This is a genomic window from Aquibacillus saliphilus (assembly GCF_020404745.1).
GTDB lineage: Bacteria > Bacillota > Bacilli > Bacillales > Amphibacillaceae > Aquibacillus > Aquibacillus saliphilus.
Map to the genome: position 1 here is coordinate 1 of NZ_JAIZAP010000028.1, position 20,630 is coordinate 20,630.

General features: G+C 36.0%; 17 protein-coding genes. 8 read left to right on the top strand and 9 right to left on the bottom strand.

Annotated features, from left to right (window positions below; translation table 11 throughout):
- Positions 1-270: 270 nt before the first annotated feature.
- Both LD272_RS20525 and LD272_RS20530 read right to left on the bottom strand, forming a co-directional pair.
- Positions 271-1,950, bottom strand: a complete 1,680-nt coding sequence (locus LD272_RS20525; RefSeq protein ID WP_226038469.1) for a PucR family transcriptional regulator — start codon at positions 1,948-1,950, stop codon at positions 271-273.
- Positions 1,951-2,121: 171 nt separating this feature from the next.
- Positions 2,122-2,448 (bottom strand): MerR family transcriptional regulator, encoded by a 327-nt coding sequence (locus LD272_RS20530; protein WP_226038470.1) that lies wholly within the window; start codon positions 2,446-2,448, stop codon positions 2,122-2,124.
- Positions 2,449-2,746: 298 nt separating this feature from the next.
- Here LD272_RS20530 and LD272_RS20535 point away from each other — a divergent pair, with 298 nt between their 5' ends.
- From LD272_RS20535 to LD272_RS20560, 6 genes are all read left to right on the top strand, one after another.
- Positions 2,747-2,914 carry a Fur-regulated basic protein FbpA gene (locus LD272_RS20535; RefSeq protein WP_226038471.1) on the top strand — a complete coding sequence of 56 codons (168 nt, stop codon included), beginning with the start codon at positions 2,747-2,749 and terminating at the stop codon, positions 2,912-2,914.
- A gap of 245 nt (positions 2,915-3,159) precedes the next feature.
- Positions 3,160-5,262: a metallophosphoesterase family protein gene (locus LD272_RS20540; RefSeq protein ID WP_226038472.1), complete on the top strand. Its 2,103-nt coding sequence runs from the start codon at positions 3,160-3,162 to the stop codon at positions 5,260-5,262.
- Positions 5,263-5,647: 385 nt separating this feature from the next.
- Positions 5,648-6,976 (top strand): O-antigen ligase family protein, encoded by a 1,329-nt coding sequence (locus LD272_RS20545; RefSeq protein ID WP_226038473.1) that lies wholly within the window; start codon positions 5,648-5,650, stop codon positions 6,974-6,976.
- 185 nt (positions 6,977-7,161) lie between these two features.
- Entirely contained in the window at positions 7,162-7,341 is a 180-nt protein-coding gene (locus tag LD272_RS20550) for an H-type small acid-soluble spore protein (RefSeq protein WP_226038474.1), read from the top strand.
- Between the two features lie 112 nt (positions 7,342-7,453).
- Positions 7,454-8,179 carry a DUF421 domain-containing protein gene (locus tag LD272_RS20555; protein WP_226038475.1) on the top strand — a complete coding sequence of 242 codons (726 nt, stop codon included), beginning with the start codon at positions 7,454-7,456 and terminating at the stop codon, positions 8,177-8,179.
- A gap of 274 nt (positions 8,180-8,453) precedes the next feature.
- Positions 8,454-8,741, top strand: a complete 288-nt coding sequence (locus tag LD272_RS20560) for a HesB/YadR/YfhF family protein (protein ID WP_226038476.1) — start codon at positions 8,454-8,456, stop codon at positions 8,739-8,741.
- Between the two features lie 102 nt (positions 8,742-8,843).
- Here LD272_RS20560 and LD272_RS20565 read toward each other — a convergent pair whose 3' ends face one another.
- The 3 genes from LD272_RS20565 to LD272_RS20575 all read right to left on the bottom strand — a co-directional run bounded on the left by LD272_RS20565 (position 8,844) and on the right by LD272_RS20575 (position 12,657).
- Positions 8,844-10,532 (bottom strand): formate--tetrahydrofolate ligase, encoded by a 1,689-nt coding sequence (locus LD272_RS20565; protein WP_226038477.1) that lies wholly within the window; start codon positions 10,530-10,532, stop codon positions 8,844-8,846.
- Positions 10,533-10,993: 461 nt separating this feature from the next.
- Positions 10,994-12,166, bottom strand: a complete 1,173-nt coding sequence (locus LD272_RS20570) for an aminotransferase (protein WP_226038478.1) — start codon at positions 12,164-12,166, stop codon at positions 10,994-10,996.
- A complete protein-coding gene (locus LD272_RS20575; RefSeq protein WP_226038479.1) occupies positions 12,163-12,657 on the bottom strand; it encodes an Lrp/AsnC family transcriptional regulator in 495 nt (164 codons plus the stop codon). The genes LD272_RS20570 and LD272_RS20575 overlap by 4 nt, the downstream gene beginning before the upstream one ends.
- Before the next feature lie 356 nt (positions 12,658-13,013).
- Here LD272_RS20575 and LD272_RS20580 point away from each other — a divergent pair, with 356 nt between their 5' ends.
- Together LD272_RS20580 and LD272_RS20585 are read left to right on the top strand one after the other, a co-directional pair.
- Positions 13,014-14,714, top strand: coding sequence for an alpha/beta hydrolase (locus LD272_RS20580; protein WP_226038480.1), 1,701 nt, complete (start codon positions 13,014-13,016; stop codon positions 14,712-14,714).
- 234 nt (positions 14,715-14,948) lie between these two features.
- On the top strand, positions 14,949-16,127 hold the full coding sequence (locus LD272_RS20585; RefSeq protein WP_226038481.1) for an MFS transporter: 1,179 nt from the start codon (positions 14,949-14,951) through the stop codon (positions 16,125-16,127).
- Positions 16,128-16,205: 78 nt separating this feature from the next.
- On the opposite strand, the gene LD272_RS20590 is transcribed toward LD272_RS20585, so the two are convergent.
- The 4 genes from LD272_RS20590 to LD272_RS20605 all read right to left on the bottom strand — a co-directional run bounded on the left by LD272_RS20590 (position 16,206) and on the right by LD272_RS20605 (position 20,621).
- On the bottom strand, positions 16,206-16,973 hold the full coding sequence (locus LD272_RS20590; protein WP_226038482.1) for a hypothetical protein: 768 nt from the start codon (positions 16,971-16,973) through the stop codon (positions 16,206-16,208).
- Between the two features lie 288 nt (positions 16,974-17,261).
- Positions 17,262-18,182 (bottom strand): ribose ABC transporter substrate-binding protein RbsB, encoded by a 921-nt coding sequence (rbsB, locus tag LD272_RS20595; protein ID WP_226038483.1) that lies wholly within the window; start codon positions 18,180-18,182, stop codon positions 17,262-17,264.
- Positions 18,183-18,196: 14 nt separating this feature from the next.
- The gene (locus tag LD272_RS20600; RefSeq protein ID WP_226038484.1) at positions 18,197-19,138 is read right to left on the bottom strand and encodes an ABC transporter permease subunit; all 942 of its coding nucleotides are present in this window, start codon (positions 19,136-19,138) and stop codon (positions 18,197-18,199) included.
- On the bottom strand, positions 19,125-20,621 hold the full coding sequence (locus LD272_RS20605; protein ID WP_226038485.1) for a sugar ABC transporter ATP-binding protein: 1,497 nt from the start codon (positions 20,619-20,621) through the stop codon (positions 19,125-19,127). Before LD272_RS20605 ends, LD272_RS20600 begins: the two co-directional genes overlap by 14 nt.
- Positions 20,622-20,630 lie beyond the last annotated feature (9 nt).

Here is a 20,630-nt window from a genome sequence, read left to right on the forward strand (position 1 = left end):
TAGGGAGAATAATATAAAATTTAATAAAAAAGATAGGGAGCAATTTCCTCTGTTTAAAATAAAAAATGAAATTTTAAGAAAGATAGAGAAATTTCAAGTATGTGTCTGAAATTAAGGGGCCCAGCCGAACTTGGGGCGAATCCGCGCCCACATTCGCAGGCGGTGGAGCTGGATGTTGCACAATCCTATCATTAATTAACCTCATGGAAACAATTTTATAGTTTCATAAACATAAAAAAGCACTCTGTCCTAAAACAGAGCACCGATAGATTATTTTATTTTTTTTAATGTCCAAAGACGTACACTTAGTTCTAATAGGAATGAATCATCGGAATCAATTAATGATAACTTTGTTAATGACTCTATTTTTCTAAGACGGTGAAGTAAAGACTGTCGGTGTAGATTCAACGCTCTTGCTGTTTGGCTTACGTTTCCCTTATAACTATTATAAATCATAAAAGTATAGATTAGATCTGCTTGCCTTTTCTTATCATAATTAACTAATGGTTCCAAGGTGTCTTTAACAATGGTAGCAATCTCACTTTCCTTTGAAATTGCCATTAGTAACCGGTTAATTCTTGTGTCACTAAAAAAAGTTCTATTTCCCGTTCCGCTTCGGTTTATTCCTATCTCTAATGCGGTAACTGCCTCATGATAGCTCTCATAAAAGGCATAATCACATACTTTCTGCGGTGCAACTCCCCAAGAGATTTCCATTCCTGTCAGTAGTTGACTCAACCTACGCTCAACAGTATCTAAAAACTGATTAGCCACATCCCCATATGATAGATGATCCGCTTCTAAATATAAAATAACTTCACCTTCATCAAAAGTTGTCATTGATTTTCGATTAAACAGCTTCCCAGCATAGGTAATCTCCTTTTGAATATAATAGTTCATCGTTTGTAAGGAAGAATTAGATGAATTATCACTACTCCCATCATCAGATTTAACTTGATCTTTGAAGCTAATATACCCGACGATACAAATAAATGAACGACTTAAATCGTATCCAAGTAATTTAGCCTTTGACAATAACTGATCATCTACTTTTGTTTTTGTTTTAGCCAAATTTAATACAAAATTATCTTTTAACCTAATTTCCGTTAACTCAATTGCATTCTCTTTTACGAAATAAAGTGCACACGCTGTTAATGCATGCTCCAAGACATTCATGACAAACCATGTTAAATCCGAGCTATCACTTGGTTGAAACACAATATATCCTTGTTTTTTATGGTTATTTAAAATATTAAGTTGGAAAAATAGTTGTTTTTCGAATTTATATTCTTTTAAGTTGTAATATAATGGATGTTCACTAAATTGGTTATCTGAGAGGGGAGTTTGTTGAAGCTTATTATCTGGGTCATCACCAGTATAATCCTTTAAAATTTCTGAGTTAAAATGTTTATTAGCCCGGACGTATCTTGCTGCATCAGTAATAGCAACCGGAATTTTTATATATTTATATAAGGAGTGGGCAATCTCTTCTAACCCTTTATCATGTAGAACACAATTAATCAATTCTTGTCTAGCATCTTCTGCTTTCTCATGTTTTTTTTGTTTATCTACCATAATCTCCTGCATAACCGTTTGCAGAATATCCGCAAATCTAGTTTCCCATGGGACGTCAACAATAATCAGCTCATTTTCATCCGCTTTTGCCAAGACTCGATCAGGAATATTAAAAATATACCTTCCTGTCGCAAATCCTAATATGGACGCACCTGACTGGGTAACGTCTTCAACGAATTCTTCAAGCAAATCAGGATTGTCCTGACAACCAATACCGGTGCTTAGAACAAATTCATTTTTCCTGACAAAGTTTTCGACAGGTAACTCAATTACTGAAACCCATTCAATTGGTTTCTCGCCTAAATGTTTACCAGTCTTTACTTTACACGACTTCATAATTGGTAGTTGCAAAACTTCACTTGCTGTTAATCCCATAAGCACACCTCATTTTGCACAAATTCATAGTTTCAATCAATCGTTTTATGAATTTCCAAGTACACTTAAGATACCACAGTCCGACCTCCTTTAGATGCCGTTTTAAAAGAATATTCTGTTAATTTATTTTCTCATGGTTAACAGCTTTTTACAACATTAGTAATTGATTTATTATTCTTTTTGTATCCCGAACCTTGCATTAATTTCACCACGTAATAATTCTTTTCTTTTTCTCTTATCCCCCATTCTTTTAGCTTTTAACATGTCCTGCCTAATTTCGTATGTTTGAACTCCTTCTTCTCGTTTATTTGCAATATCTATTAATTGTTCCACATCCGCAAATGAATATTTTCTATTTCCACGAGGAGATCTCTCAGGAAAAATTAATTTTCGTTCTTCGTAATATCGGATTTGCCTTTCAGTCAAACCAGTTAACTCACTAACCACTCCAATCGTGATTACTTTTCTCTCTTTATAAGAAGGGGTTTTGTTTGTCATTTTTTTCACCACCACTACATATGATTTGTAATCACTATAATCCGAAACTTCGACACTTGCGTTTATAAAACGAGCATTGAGTTTTTTTTCTAACAAATTAATTAGCTTCTCTAACGCAATCATCTGAGTATATTTTTTATTATACATGGAAAATTAAGTTAAATTAATAATTATGTAAGAAAATCTAACAAACTATATCTGCACAAATTTGAAAACTACGTAATAAAACCTTACAAACAAAGTGTAAAGATTTTAAGGGTTATTTAAAATTATGTCTATCGCCGAAAGGAGTGATTTTTTGTCCTATTTAAGAGAAGCTGTTGAACAGCAAAAAAAATTCCTTATAAACAAACTAATCCAAGCAGGTATTTATGACCCTGCTGATCATCAACTATACAATAAAACAATTACCGAGTTAGAAATTGAATATAAAATTCTATTAGAAACTACTAATAATCCTATCTAACTAGATGCAATTGGAATTCATTTGAAAAGAGTACTGAACGTAGAAAAAGAAGCACTGGTTTAGCAAAAAAAAGTAGAACTAGATTATTTAAGAGATGAAAGACGGGAAACCCTAATCTCCAATAGTAGTCCAGAATAGTTAAAAAGGGTGCCACGGTACCCTTTTTATTTTACACTGACACAGATTATCGAATTAGTGAATAAACTGGAATATAATTCATTCATAATTCGGGGTGGGGATATTCTATGAATATACCAACAATTTTATCTGGACCTATTATTCGAAGGGCAGAGCCTTCACAAGTATATATATGGATCGCTACAAGCAAACCGTTTCAAATTGATGCAAAGATCTATAACCTAAGCCAAACTGTTAGTGAACAAGAAGATGTAAGCGCTCGGTCCGAAACAGAAACGATTTCAATTGGAGAAAATCTTTTTATCCATTTAATCAAGATTATCCCTAAGAAAAAGACCTTCCCAGCTAATCAATTATTTGGCTACAACCTTTTTTTAAACAACAACTCTATAGTATCTGATCTAGGAAGCTTCGGTCTCCTGTCACCACAAAATCCTCATTCAATTGTTTATGGCAGCCTTAAATACCCATCTTTTTATATTCACAAACAAGACAACACCAATCATATCCTGTATGGATCCTGCCGAAAGCTTCATGGCAAGGGCAATGACGCATTGGTTACAGCTGATTTAAGCATAGACGAACATCATCTCAATCTATCCAAACGACCTAATGCTTTATTTTTAATGGGAGATCAAATTTATGCAGATGACGTCGCAGATCCTATTTCCCATTTCATTTATGACTTAGGTAGAGAATTAATTGGTAGAGACGAAAATTTAGCTTTATTAGATTCTCGCCTTGAAGAGGATCCATTTAAATCGTCTATAAATAAAACCAATGGCAGGCAATTTATTATTGAGCACTTTGGTAAATTTACATCCAAAAACGCTAGCAATCACTTAATTACACTCGGTGAATATGCAGCAATGTACTTATTATCTTTCGGACCACACCTATGGGAACTAGCTACAGATTATGGAGTTTTTGATACTACAGAGAACACGGATGACTTTTATTTTATCTATCCCGATAAAACACGTTATCAAGCTAAACGACAAAAAGAAATTGATAAATACGAAACACGCTATAATGAGCAATTAGAGGATGTTTACTGCTTTCAAACAACACTTTTTCGCGTGCGCAGAGCGTTAGCCAACATTCCCACCTATATGATTTTTGATGACCACGATATCACCGATGACTGGAACCTTTCGATTGACTGGGTAAATAATGTTCAAACAGCTCCCTTAGGTAACCACGTGGTAGCAAATGGATTAGCATCATACTGGGCATTTCAAGGCTGGGGTAATGATCCTGACAGCTTTAATCAATCATTTAAAAATACAATGATAGCTTATTTTAATTCATTAAAAGTAAATACTTCTATATATGAGGAATGGCATGAAATGCTTTGGCACTATGACCACTGGCACTTCGTTGCACCCACTGAACCAAAGGCTATTTTTTTAGACACCCGAACAATGAGACAATTTGATTCACAACCAAAACCAACAAAGATTGGTTCTATTTTTGAAGAGAACATTCGAAGTCCTCAGTTAATTAGCCAAAAGGGATGGCAGAAAACCTCCAAAACACTTAGTAAAAGCGGCTGGCAAACAGGCTCACAACTAGTAATTGTTTCACCTACACCTTTATACGGAATAGGATTGATCGAGTCAGTTCTAGATAAATATATTTATCCGTTGCGTGTGCTTGGAATACCCGTAGAGAGCTTGCTTGATTTTGAAGCATGGAAATATAATGGAACCGGGTTTAACGGATTTCTCCAATCAATTGCAACATGGAATCCAAGTGATTGTTTCATTCTATCTGGAGATGTCCACTATGCATCCTCAGTCAAATCCACCGTCGAATATAGGAACGGGACAGTATCCAGTATTTATCAATTTACAAGCAGCCCCATGAATAATATGAGTTTTACCGGAGTCTGGGGCTCTTTAATGAAGAAAGTAATTTGGCTCAACACTCTAAAAAGAAAACGCGAGAACATTTACCGCTATTGTGATGAATTAAATAACCTCGTGATTGAGGACGATCAAACCACCTGCCCAGCAACATTTAACTGGCGTGAAACAATCCGCTATCTAACAACTGAAAAAGAATCAATCATTGAAACGGAAAACAATTTAGGACTGTTAACGTTAGAACCAGTTTTAGCACAGAATACGCTACTAAAGTATTTTGGATTGTATAAGCATGAAAAGAAATATAAACCGCTTGAGTTGGTTTCCTCTGATGAATTATAGAAAAGCTACCTTCTAAATTTAGAGGGTAGCTTTTTGGATGAAGTTAATTCTCGTTCAGCCAGCACCTATGAGCGTTCGCTTCGGTTTCATTCTTATTCAGAACCGCATGCTATCCTCCAAATCCCGTAGTAAGTAGCGTAATGACTAGTGGTCCCAGGATTACAATAAGTATAGGAGGCAACCCGGCTTATTTATCTGAAACACATGAAAACATGATAATGACATCTTTTACTTCCTCCATCTGATGAAAATATAAAACCGTGGAGGTTTATAACCAATATCAAGTGCAGATTTCGTAACTTCCTGTCGGGACGATTACGAGGTATAATTTAAACGAAGGGCAATATGTTCAAACGACGGAATCTTACTAATACTGGGGGAGCATATGATCTATTTATTTACGCTATTGTTTCCACTTTTTATCTTTCCATGGGTTTATGATTTACACGATACAATTATAAAATATATGTTTTTTATTATTTTCACTCTATCTTTAACAGCCTTTTATTTTATAAGAAGAGACAATTTTGGACTGAGAAGTAAGAAGGTTACTTTCGAACAATATTTAATACTGGCTCTCGGGATATTAATAGTTCTTTCAACCTTACTTTCTGTCGATCCAATTCAATCTATTTTTGGAAGACTTACTCGCTATGAAGGGAGTTTGTCCTTTATATGCTACTTCGCCCTTTTCTTCCTAACATACCGACTTGTTGATTATAAAGAACAAAAGGTATTTAACGGACTCATTTGTACTGGTATTTTTATATCAATATATGGGATATTAGAGCATTTTAACTTGGATTTTTGGTCAACTAGAGAGATGCCAGAAAAGTGGACAAGAAGTGAAGCATTTTTTGATAATCCTAATATCTTCGGGTCTTATCTAGTTATCATTACTATGATATCAATATTCTTGTTACTCCATACTACTATTCGGAAGTATTATTTACTTTATTTTTTTGCAGCAAATTTATTTTTCCTAACAGCACTTTATTCTTCTAATCGAAGCACATTAATTGGATTATTTGTCAGTCTTTTGTTTTTAACTATTTTTGTTGTTATAAAGAGAAAATATCTATGGAAGCGATGGATTCTTCTAGCAGTTACGTTTATTTCCATATTCGGAGTAACAAATGCGCTAGAAGGAAATGCCTATCTGGCTAGATTCTTAAGTATTTTCAGTGACACTAACAGCCTTATTTTAAATGAACAAACAGGCGATGAAGGAGCAGGCCGGATATTTATATGGACTGAATCACTACCATTATTAAGAGAACATTTCTGGATTGGTTCAGGTCCAGATACGTTTGCAGAGGCGTTTCATTCAAATATTGATGATTCGAAGCTAATTGCACACTTTGGAACAGCAGGGAAAACCGTTGATAAGGCACACAATGAGTATCTACACATTGGAGTTACTTTAGGTGTTCCAGCTTTACTCATATATTTATTGTTTTTATTTAGAGTTTTGTATCTTGCCTTTAAATCAATTAAATATATGACTAACAAACAAAAAATAATCCACTATGGTTTAATGGCAACGATTATAGGATACCTTACCCAAGCATTCTTTAATATTAGTATGCCAACAGTAGCGCCGTTGTTCTGGATACTATTAGGTCTTTGTTATGGTATTTCCATTGACCACTTGCAAAAGGCAACTAATACAACAAGCAAGAATGAAGACCTGGAATCTACAGTTGCTATGTGAATTATTTACCGTTTAATCAATTTCATAATACCTATTTACCGCCATCAAGGTTAAACCTTTTCCAACTATATGTTGTTGGGATTTGGCTTGATATTGCAATTATAAAATTGACTCCGTTGTAAAAGAATAATCTATTTTAAACAGGAAATAATATCCTTGTCTTAATTTCACAAGGAGGTTTTACGATGAATCCACAACGTGCAAAGGAAATCGTTGACTCACCAACGATGATTAATGTAATGCTCGAGGGAAATCCTATTTATATTCAACATGTAAATGAAAGTGAGTCAACAGCACGGGTATTTCCTGTTGATGATCCGGAAAAAGAAAAAGAGGTATCATTAGATAGTCTAAATGAAGAATAATCACACAAATAAACAAGCCTCCATCGGAGGCTTGTTTATTTAACTTTCCTATCAGTATAAAAAGATTAGATTGCAGTAAATTATAAATAACTAATTTTCACGGAGGGTACTTATGTTAGAAACTCTTAAGGATTCTTCCTTAGTTATTGGTAGAATAATTACTATCATACCGCTTCTTTTATTTATCACTATCTTCATGGGAAAACGAGCTATTGGAGAATTACCTATCTTTGATTTTTTAATCATTCTCACGTTAGGTGCAGTTGTCGGAGCTGATATCGCAGATCCATCAATTAATCACATACCAACGGCAGTAGCGATTGTTGCACTTGGTATTTTTCAAAGAGTTGTTGCTCGTTGGAAGATATCGAATCGCAAACTCGGGAGAATGATTACGTTTGAACCAACTGTGGTCATAAAAGATGGGAAGATATTAGATAAGAATTTAAGAAGAATTCGCTATTCGATTGATAACGTCTTACAAATGCTTCGCCAAAAAGATGTGTTTGACATTAACGACGTGGATATGGCAATCATTGAGGCTAACGGTACGTTAAGTGTCTATAAAAAATCTCACAAAAACACTGTAACGCTCGAAGACATGGGTATTTCCAAGAATACTTCAAGTCTTGCCCTCCCAGTAATTATGGAAGGGACCATTTATCATGATGTGCTTAAACAATATAACGTCGACGAAACATGGTTAAATCAGCAACTAAAGATGAATAACATAAATCATAGTAAGGACATCTTATTTGCATCGATTAATAACAAACTAGAATTTCATGTTTCATTGAAGAATGAAAAAGGGCTAACTATCCCTAAAATTTATCACTAATCTTTTAGAAGCCGTCTAACAAGTTGATAAGCGCAGGACCTAATAGAACAATAAAGATACAAGGAAAAATAAACATGATTAAAGGAAAAAGCATTTTGATTGGTGCTTTCATAGCCGCTTCCTCAGCACGTTGCTTTCTTTTTCCCCTAATCTCATTTGACTGAACACGCATAATCTGAACCATGACAATACTAATAAAGCTTTTGTGCTAATACGTACTAATAGTCCTATTCAATATAATTTGTTATAGTTAGTTTTAAGGGGGTTTAACAACATGGAAATGTCAATTACTCAACCTGCCGCAAAATGGTATATAGATGAAATGGATTTAAAAGAAGGTGACTTTGTTCGGTTTTATGTCCGATACGGGGGATTTGGCGGGAGAATAAGTGGATTTTCTCTTGCAATTTCTAATGCCGAACCAAATAACCCTGCGATTAAAACGGAATTATTAGGGGTTACATTTTACGTAGAGAATTCTGATATTTGGTATTTCGATGGATTAGATTTTCACATTAAATACACGCGAAAATATGATGAAGTGGACTATGTAATTGAGTAACCTGAAGATAATTTAATAGTAAAACCAGAAACCGCTTTGTCTAAGGCTGTTTCTGGTTTTACTTACTAGTGACCAAGATTCTTTATGCTACAATAGTCTTTTTCAAAACAGGCCTAATGCATTCCCGTTTTCATCGACATCCATATTCAGTGCTGCTGGTTTTTCCGGTAAACCAGGCATTGTCATTACAGCTCCTGTTATGGCAACAATAAATCCTGCACCAATTGATGGGCGTAACTCCCTAACTGTAATCGTAAAGTTCTCCGGTCTTCCAAGTAAATTAGGATCATCCGATAAAGAGTACTGGGTTTTTGCCATACATACAGGTAAGTTTCCCCATCCTAGTTGGTTAAACTCAATCAGTTGCTTCTTTACCTCTGCAGTAAATTCAACTTTGTTAGCACCATAAACTTGTTTAGCGATTTTTTCTATCTTACTAACAATCGAATCGGTTTCGTTATATAAACGGCGATAATGGTTTGGTTTATGCTCGATTACTTTTAACACCGCATGAGCAAGGTCAACTTCACCTTCCCCTCCTTTGGCCCAGCCGTCGGAGAGAGCAACCTCTATTTTCTTATCTTCACACCAGTTTTGCAGATATGCAATTTCCGCTTCAGTGTCAGTATAAAAACGGTTGATTGATACCACATGTGGAACTCCAAACGATTGAATCGTTTCAATATGCTTCTGCAAGTTAGCCATTCCAGCTTTTAAACCTACCAGATTTTCTTCAGTTAGCTCATCCTTTGCAACGCCACCATGCATTTTCAGCGCTCTAATTGTTGCCACTATCACAACGGCTTCTGGTTTAATATCGCCGGATGGCGCTTTAATATTTAGAAACTTCTCCGCACCAAGATCTGCACCGAAACCCGCTTCAGTTACAACATAGTCGCCAAGCTTGCTAGCCATTTTTGTTGCAATCACACTATTACAGCCATGAGCAATGTTAGCAAACGGACCACCATGAATAATTGCCGGCGTATTTTCCAATGTTTGTACAAGGTTCGGTTTAATCGCCTCTTTTAATAACAAGGTTAACGCACCCTCGACACCTAAATCCTTTACTGTCACTGGTTGATTGTCCGTTTTATAACCAATTACTATCTTTGCTAGTCTTGTTTTCATATCCTCTAAACCCTTGGCCAAACAAAGAATTGCCATAATTTCCGATGCAACCGTAATCGTAAATCCGTCTTCACGCGGCACACCATTAAGTGGTCCACCTAACCCTACAATCACTTGCCTTAATGCACGGTCATTCAAATCAACCACACGTTTCCAAACGATTTTTCTTGGATCAATTTCGCAGGCATTTCCCTGGTGGATATGATTATCAATAAAAGCCGCGAGTGCATTGTTGGCAGTGGTAATTGCATGGATGTCACCTGTAAAATGAAGGTTTATCTCCTCCATTGGCATGACCTGTGAATAACCACCACCACTTGCTCCACCCTTCATTCCCATTGTCGGCCCTAAGGAAGGCTCTCTTAATGCGATAATCGCCTTTTTACCTAGCTTATTTAATGCTTGACCAAGTCCTACTGTTACAGTTGATTTGCCTTCTCCAGCCGGAGTTGGATTAATGGATGTGACAAGAATTACTTTTCCGTCCGGTTTAGAATCTAACCGTTTTAACACATCAAGCGATAGCTTTGCCTTATATCTCCCATATGGCTCCCACTCTTCTGTTCGCAAGTCTAACAAGGAGCTAATCTCACTAATTGATTTCATCGTTGCTTCACTAGCAATTTCAAGATCAGATTTTACACTCGTTATCGGTCTCATAATAGTGTCTCCTGTCTGGGTAATAATCCGTACGTTCACCCCGTCATTTATTACCTCTATTATATCATTGTTGCCTAAAAAATTATCTGATTTCAAACGGAACAAAAGATGCCAGTGACCAAAGGCCTTTTTTTCAAAATGAACTACTATAATTGTACTAAAGGTGAATTATCATTGGTTTCGGGCGAATCTTCGTCGATTTGGGTTGAATAAATCAATATTTGGGGCGAATCCCTCCGATTTTCAGGCGAATCAACGCTAACTCGGGGCGAATGCCCAATTCACAAGGGAACGTTCCTCGTGAACAGGTATAATAAAGAACAAAAGCGCAGGCGCTGGAGCTGGAAGCGGCCTAACCTTGTCAAAAAATCATCCACACGGAACCAATTTTATATTTACCTAAACAATCAAAAAAAGGCCATAAATCCTTACTTAAGTAAGAACTTATGGCCCAATAATACTTATAGTTGGTCAATAAAACTTTTTATTCGTTTCATGGCTTCATCTAATTGTTTCAACGATGCTGCATAGGAACATCTTATATAACCCTCTCCAGTAGCACCAAATACACTACCAGGAACGACTGCTACCCTTTCTGTTTTCAACAGCTGTTCAGCGAATTCCTCCGAGGATAATCCCGTCGATTTTATCGAAGGGAACACATAAAACGCCCCTCCAGGCTGGTGACAACTCAGTCCAATCTCGTTTAAAGTATTAACAACAAAATTTCTTCGTTGTCGGTAGCTCGTTTTCATATCTAATACACTTTTCTTTCCATTTTTCAGAGCTTCTAAAGCACCGTGCTGTGCCATTGTCGGTGCCGACATCATCGTATATTGATGGATTTTAATCATCGCCTCAATGATTTCGACAGGACCAGTAGCATAGCCTAGTCTCCATCCAGTCATTGCAAATGCTTTCGAAAAACCAGAAATTAATACTGTTCGTTCTTTCATTTTAGTTATCGCAGCAAAGCTCGTGAATTCTTCGTCATAAGTTAGTTCGGCATATATTTCATCAGAAAGTACGATTAAATCATGTTTTTCGATTACGGTAGCAATCCGGTTCAATTCATCTTTTGTTAAAACAGAACCAGTTGGATTGTTAGGGCTACAAATAATAATTGCTTTTGTTTTTTCGGTAATCGCTTCTTCTATTTGTTGTGGCTGAAGTTTGAATTCATCCTCTGACTTAGTATTTATAGCCACAGGCGTTCCACCAGCAAGTGTTACTGCCGGTGCATAGGATACAAAACCAGGGTCAATCACGATAACTTCTTCGCCTGGATTAACAATTGCTCTTAAAGCAAGATCAATAGCCTGACTTGCTCCAACCGTTACAATCACTTGGTTCAAAGGGTTATATTCAACAAGATAATTATATTTTAAATAGTTGCTGATTTCTTCGCGTAGCTCAAGCATGCCTGCGTTAGCAGTGTATGCTGTGTACCCACGTTCTAACGAATGATAGCTCGCTTCAATGATATTCCACGGAGTAACAAAATCGGGTTCGCCCACACCTAATGAAATTACATTATCCATTGTTGATGCCAAATCAAAAAAACGTCGAATTCCCGATGGCTCAAGATTTGCTACAGTTTTTGATAGGTAAGAATTTTTGGTTGAAGGACTCATGGTGACACCAAAATCCTTTTGTCATCATCTTCTTCATCAAAAATAACACCATCATGCTTATATTTTTTCAAGACAAAATGTGTCGTTGTTGAGATAACTGTATCTAAAGTCGATAATTTGTCAGAAACGAACCGGCTAATTTCTATCATTGTTTTTCCTTCAACCGAGACTGACAAATCATATGCACCAGACATAAGGTAAACAGCTTTCACTTCAGGATATCGATAAATACGCTCTGCTATTTTATCAAATCCTGCCCCCCGTACCGGAGTTACCTTGACATCAATCATTGCTGTTACACCTTCATACTCTAAAACATTGGACCAATTTATCACAGCAGAATATCCAAGAATAGCATATTCATTTTCCAATTTATCAATCATTTGTTTTGTTTCTTCAACACTTAAATTTATCATTGTTGCAATTGTTGCAACCTCTAAACGTCCATTTGTTTCTAAAAGCTCCAATAACTCAAGCTCTTTTTCTTCCATCTGAACCACCTACTTTACATTTAATATACACTGACAATTTAGACAATTTACCCTATGTTACTATATTCACCTTAAAAGATAAATACACACCCTTTAATTTAATGCTATTTAAAGGAAATATGTATTTTTAATAACCTCTAACTAGTGACAAAGATATATTTTATATTATACTCCTTTAAACTCAATAGGCTACCAAAGATGTTTTTTGAAAAATATTTACTTTTATGCTTGTCCAGAAAGGATCTATTAGTCATCGGCAGGTTTCCTTAGTTATAAAACTATTTAATTAATAATACAAATAATATATACCTGAACATATACTAGTTTTCTGATTAAAATAAGGAGGAGTGGTTGTTATGGGAATTCTTCAGCGGCAATCAGATTTAGACTATAAACCTCGCAATTCACGAGTAAAATCTCTGAGTAAATCCTTTCAACTTACCTTGTTGATTGCTAATAGCATGTCACTCCTTTTAGCAGTCCTTTATTTTTTGACAGACTCACTTAATCAGCTGAATAATCTTTTTGGCATTTTACTAATTGTTACGTTATTTGGAAACCTTTTGTTAACGCTATTTGATGGAGATAACCAAGTCCTTGATTACTTTTACCTAGTCTTTGCCACATTATCGATGATTAGTGTCCCAGTGCTTACCACTTACGTTTCATTAGATGTAACTAATACGTCCTCCAATAGCATCGTTTCCATATCATTCATTATTTTTCTTTTCTTAATAGGACTAGTTAATTCGATAGCAAAGCTTAATTATCACCATAGCCATCACGATCGCTCGATCCCCCTATTTAGTACGAACCAAAACATTATCAAGGATAAGTTGAAAACTACAGTTGCGTATTTATTAAGTTTCAATCTTATTTTAGGGATCTACGTAGCATATAGTTTACTTGCCAGAAATAGCGTTGCTAGCATCCTTGAAGTTTTTATTCCTGAATATGCGTTCTTTATTGGTTTGTACTCTCTCGGATTGACGTTACTGATTTGGAAGCTTCGTTCAAACCAAAAGTACTCATTTTATAATTTTTTGATTGGAATAATCGGAGCATCTATCTTTATTGTATGTAGTTTACCAATGCTAATTGTCCCGTTTTTTCTTCAAGATATAGAAGAAAGATATGTAACAGCATTTGGCCTGAATTTTAAAGAAGTTGATCAATCTAAACACTTTAAAAATACACCCTTTTCCATTCCCGAATATTTTTTTGGTACACCTTCAGGAACATTCTCAGTAAAGAGAGAGATCCTTTTTTACCAAGGTACAGAAGGAGTTGACCAAGGAATAGAATTATCCTTTGATGCCTATCTTCCCCCTGAAGACGAGCCAGACCTACCTGGAAATCGTTCGGTGCTGATAAGAATACATGGTGGTGGATGGACGATTGGTGATAAAGGTTCCGCCAACTACCCTCAAATAAATAAGTACTTTGCCAGCCAAGGTTACGTTGTCTTTGATGTTCAATACGGGCTTGCTAACAAGGAGAAATTTATTAACTACTCATCCGTGCCAGAGACCAGAATAGGTGATTTTTCGATTGATGACATGGTCCGGCACATTGGAATTTTTACGAATTATTTAGAAGAACACCAACAGGAGTATGGTGCAAATTTAAAATCTGTATTTGTCTCCGGCGGTTCTGCAGGCGGCCACTTAGCTAACGCAGTAGGATTAGCTGTAGCTAGTGGTGAGTATAATTACTTATTAAATTCCACTATCACAGTAAAAGGAATTATCCCCTTTTATCCAGCTAATGGCTTAGCAACAAACCTTGGAATTAACGGAACAGATCAACTAGTCGATCCCACACTACTTATTGAAAAAGACAGTCCACCGACACTCATCTATCAGGGGACACATGATACAACCGTGGAACCTGCGATTGCAACAGAATTTCATACTAAATATCAAACCCAGGATAATAACCAAGCAGCTCTACTTATGATGCCTTTTGCCAGTCATGGAAGCAATTTCTATTTCTCAAGTTACTACAATCAAATGTTCATTTACTATATGGAAAGGTTTATGTATCAGTTTCAATAAATGACTTGTTAAAAACAGCCATTAAAATATCGAACGCTCTACTTCCTGCACTTAAAATTTTTTTTATAAAAAATTGCTTATTTATATAATTAGATAAAGCTTGCATGGTATTATTAATTGTGTGAAATAATTCTCACTATTCGATAACGTTATAGTTACTAAATTATTATTCACAACGAAATTACATTTATCTTTAACCTAAGAAGTATTTATATCAAACTGGAGTGAGAATTCTTGGAAACAAAAAAAGCATTACCTATATTATTTGCTGTCATGTTTCTCGTCATGGTCGGATTTGGAATTATTATTCCTGTCCTGCCCTTCTATGCGGAAGAAATAGGAGCATCACCAACACAACTTGGTCTATTAATGGCCGTCTATTCATTAATGCAGCTCATTTTCGCTCCGATGTGGGGACGAATTTCCGATCGCATTGGTCGAAAACCGGTAATAATGATTGGAATTTTAGGACTAGCACTTTCCTTCTTTTTAATGGCATTATCAACCCAGCTTTGGATGTTATTTCTCGCAAGAATTATTGGAGGATTTTTATCATCCGCAAATATGCCTACTGTCATGGCATATGTTGCTGATATAACTACAGAAGAAGATCGTGGAAAAGGGATGGGTATTATTGGCGCCTCAATCGGACTTGGCTTCATTTTTGGTCCGGCAATAGGCGGTATCTTCTCTAATATAAGTTTAAACGTACCTTTTTATGTTGCAGGGGCTTCATCCTTGATTACATTTTTCATCGTTATGTTCTTTTTAAAGGAATCATTATCGTTAGAAAGTAAAACTAATTATTCGAAATCAAAAAACAGTTTGCGTCAAACAATGAGTGGGCCAACGTCAATTTTATTTTTCTTGCAATTGTTTGTATCTTTATCATTATCCGGACTAGAAGCAACATTTGCTTATTTCGCTGCTGAAAAGGCAGGTTTAGGAGCAGTTAAGCTTGGCTACATCTTTATGATCATGGGCTTAGCTGGAGCTGTTGTCCAAGGTGGTCTTGTAGGAAAGCTAACAAAACGTTTTGGGGAAGGATCCATTATTCAGATGGGGATTGTTATTTCGGCGATAGGTTTTCTGCTGATTTTATTTGTTAATAATTTCACGACAGCCGCTATCTTTTTAACCATTTTTGGAGTTGGAAATGGGCTAATTCGCCCAAGTGTCTCCTCCCTATTGACGAAAAAATCTACAACAGGACACGGCAGTACAACAGGCTTACTGTCTTCCTTTGATTCACTCGGGCGAATTATCGGACCTCCTTTAGGTGGTTGGCTTTTTTCATTAGCGATAGGCTTACCTTATATTTCGGGGATAGTTTTATCTTTAGTGGCATTTGTTTTATATCGATTATACAATACTGCGCAGTCAAAAAAATTGCAACCCAGCACATCAACATAACATAAGTAAGAGGGCGACAATTAATTGTCGCCCTCTTACTTATACATAGGTGCTGATGACAAAGAGTCAAGTCTATCACTATTTTTCTCGCTCCGTGTTGTTCGGGTCCTTTTCCTCTCTTTGATTGTTCATGAAAAACGTTAATGGTTGATCAGAACCGGTAAATAACTTATAGACGATTGAGGAGGTTATTTTGTAGCTTTTCTCAATTTTTTCTGCGATATAGTTTGTGCGTTCATAAAGAATCGATCTGAAATCAGTAAGTTGTCGAGAGGTTTTTTCCATAATAGCTCCTTGATCTTCTAAACTTGTTAATATGCTATTATGGTTAACATCTTGATCAGAAATTTGATCTGACATTTGTTTATTTAATTCAACTAGTTCCTTCATTTGATGTGATAGCTGTAAATTAGAGCTTTCAAATTCTTCTAGTTGGTTTACAATCTCCGTATTAGCGTCACTGACAGTGTTTATTTGATCCATTATCTCTTGGTTTAATAAACTTTCACTTTCCAAATGGTCAATTAACTTCATATTACTATTATCTAACACTTTTAACCTCTCCTTTGCATACTCCTCAAATCTTTCAAATTGAAGATCACTTTCTTTAAGCTCTTCAAGCTTGATTTGATACTCTTTCCATTGTCTACTTTGTGTATGCTCTTGTTGATGGTACATAGATTTTAACCGTTTAATCGAACTTATTACTGAGTCATTTATTCTTTTTTGTTCTTTCACTAGCTCTTGAAAGTAATCTATTTTTAAATATCCTTGATTGTGTTCGACAATTTCGTCTTGATTTTTAAAAACCCCCGGATGCTGTCTAGTATTTATAAATAACCCCATTTTGTATTCACTCCCTAAATGTATTTATGGTGTTATCTTATGCATTTATACTAAACTAGGGACATTTCAAAAATGGAAACAAGCTTAAATTATCGTGACTTCAAAGTACTATTAGAGGGGATTTTATTTTACTTGTGGTAGCTAAGAGGAATTTATGGCTTATCCTAAATATCCCAACGAACGAATTAAATTGAAAGTACAATTCTTTAATAAAAAAACAACCTTCCCCAAAATTGATTGAGAAAAGTTGTTTTTTTATTTTTGTTTACCTTAAACTTCTATAAACTTCTATTTAATTAATTCCAGCTCAACCGGAATAAATTTTTCTACTTCTTCATCATTGTATAGTTTTAAGGCTGCTTCTAACGCTTCTTCCCCTATTAATACGGGTTGTTGCGCTACAGTTCCAGCTAATCTACCATTATCTACAGCTGCCACTGCATCATCTGTTGCATCAAAACCAATGATGACAAGATCTTCTCTACCAGCTGCTTCTGCAGCCTCCAGAGCTCCTAATGCCATTTCATCATTATGAGCAAATACGCCAGCAATATCTGGGTTACTTTGTAAAATGTTTTCCATTACTGTTAAGCCTTCCGCACGATTAAAGTTAGCTGTCTGAGTTGTGACAATATCTAAAGCATCATCTGCAACATTATGAAAACCTTCTCCTCGTTCACGTGCTGCCGATGAACCTGGAATTCCTTCTAGTTCTGCCACTTTTGCACCCTCACCTACTAAGTCAACCAACTGTTCACCAGCCATTTCTCCACCGAGTACATTATCTGAAGCAACATGGATAGCTACCTCGCCCTCTTCAGCTTCACGATCAACCGTTATTACTGGTATCCCAGCTGAGTTTGCCGCTTCAACTGCAGTACCGACCGAAGCTGAGTCTGTTGGATTTATAAGAATAACATCAACACCTTGTTGAATTAAATCTTCCACATCACTTATTTGTTTTGCAACACCATCTTGTGCATCAACTACCACTAAATCAATGCCCATTTCTTCCGCTTTCGCTTCTGCACCTTCTTGTAAAGTTACAAAGAATGGATTGTTTAGTGTTGAAATCGAAAAACCAACCGTTAACTTGTCGTCCTCACCAGAATTACTATCATTACCAGATTCCACTGGTGATTCAGTCGAACAAGCCGCCATCAAAATAACTGCGAATGCCAACATTAACATCAATACATGTCTTTTCATCAAAATCTACCCCTTTACGCTTTTTTACGGTCTAAAAGAACCGCTAATAGAATGACACTACCTTTTACTACTTGTTGGAAGAATGAACTAACTCCCAATAAGTTGAGGCCATTATTTAAGACCCCTATGATCAAGGCACCAATTATGGTACCTACAATCCAACCTTTTCCACCTGTTAAACTAGTTCCACCAAGAACTACTGCTGCAATTGCATCCAGTTCATACATTTGTCCTGCTGTCGGTTGGGCAGAGTTTAATCGAGATGTTAAGATAATTCCTGCAAGCGCCGCCAAAAAACCAGTTAAAGAATATACATAAATCTTAATACGAGTAGCGCTTATTCCTGATAATATTGCTGCTTCTTCATTTCCACCAACAGCATAAACCCTTCGACCAAATGTAGTCTTCTTCAATAATAAATAAAGAATTAGAAATGTTACCATCGTCGTCATTGCGGGAACAGGAATACCAAAGAAATAACCTTTGCCCATCATTTCAAACAAGGTAGATTCACCTAAACCTGAAACAGGTCGGCCATCTGTAAACATTAATGTTAAACCACGATATATCGTCATTGTTGCCAATGTCGCAATAAATGGAGCTACTTTTCCTTTTGCGATGATAAATCCATTAAAAGCACCCAAAAGTGTTCCTATAATTAAGCCACTTAAAATAGCTATAAGTGGATCAATACCAGATGCCATCATTGTAGCTGTTACTGCACCCGAAAATGCTAGTGTCGAACCTACCGACAAGTCAATTCCACCAGTTAAGATAACGAAAGTCATTCCAAAAGCAATTAGTGCGTTTATCGAAACTTGTCGTAGAACATTTAACAAGTTATCTATTGTTAAGAAACTAGGATTCAAAATTGTAATAATGGTGACAATCAATAATAAACCGATAAAAGGTCCCAACATACCTAATAATGAAGTAAGACGCTTATTTCCGAACATGTTTATCTCCTCCCGTAGCAAAGTGCATAATTCTTTCCTCTGAAAATTCGTGTTTATCTAGTGTTGTCATGAGTTTACCTTCGCACATAACTGCAACCCTAGTGCTCATCCCTATAATTTCTGGTAATTCAGATGAGACCATAATAATTGCCACCCCTTGATCCGCTAAATCGTTCATTATAGAATAAATCTCTTTTTTTGCACCAACATCTACGCCGCGAGTCGGTTCATCTAAAATTAAAACCTTTGGTCTCATACCAAGCCACTTACCAATGACAACCTTTTGTTGATTTCCACCGCTTAACGATTTTGCTTTTTGCTCTGAACCGGAAGATCGAATACTTAATCTACTGACCATTTCTTTATATAAGGAAAGCTCATTCCCATGAACCATCCAGCCTTTGTTTGATAACGTTGTAAGGTTAGACATATTAAGATTATCCCTAATTGAAAAATCAATAACTAATCCTTTCGATTTCCGATCCTCTGATACAAAGGCAATTCCTTGTTCGATTGCATCTTGTGGATTTTTTAATTTCAAAGGCTTCCCGTCAATTAAAATTTTTCCTTGATCTTCATTACGATAACCGAATATGGTTTCCACCAACTCTGAGCGTCCTGCTCCCATTAAACCAGAAATCCCAAGAATCTCTCCTGCTTTTACTTCTAAGGAAACATCTTTAAACTCGTCTTTTCTTGTTAAACCTTCGACCGCCAATTTCACATTACCAATTTTTGATTTTCGAATCGGAAAACGTTCACCCAATTGTCGTCCTACCATCATGCTTACAATTTCATCAAAATCTGTTTCCTTTATTACCTTAGTGCCAATACTTTCGCCATCACGAAGGACAGTAATTCGATCACAAATCGAAAAAATCTCTTCCATTCGATGCGAAATATAAATTAATGAAACACCTTGTTCTTTTAATTTTCGTATGGTAGTAAATAATGTATCAATCTCACGATCCGTTAAAGCGGCTGTTGGTTCATCCATAACAATTACTTTCGCATTAGTCATCAACGATTTTGCAATTTCTATGATCTGTTGTTTACCTACTGAGAGATGTTTTGCTAGAGTTGTCGGCTTCACATTAAGTCCTAATTGTTCTAATTGTTCCGCTGCCATTCGATTCATTTCTTTTGTTTTCATCCATCCGAGATTTTTAACTGTTTTTTCATTTCCTAAGAAAAGATTTTCAGCTATTGTGAGTTCTGGAAGAATATTTAATTCTTGATGAATAACTGCAATCCCATCTTTCTCTGCTTGCTTTGGATGCTTATAAACAACTTCTCGTCCAGCAACAGTAATAGTGCCCTCATCACGCATGTGAATCCCGGAGAGAATTTTCATCAACGTTGATTTCCCAGCACCATTTTCACCCATCAAGGCATGGACTTCACCTTTTTTTAGTGTGAAATCAACCTTTTTTAATACATGAACTCCACTGAAACTTTTGTCGATTCCTCTCATTTCAATCATCCTCTGAAA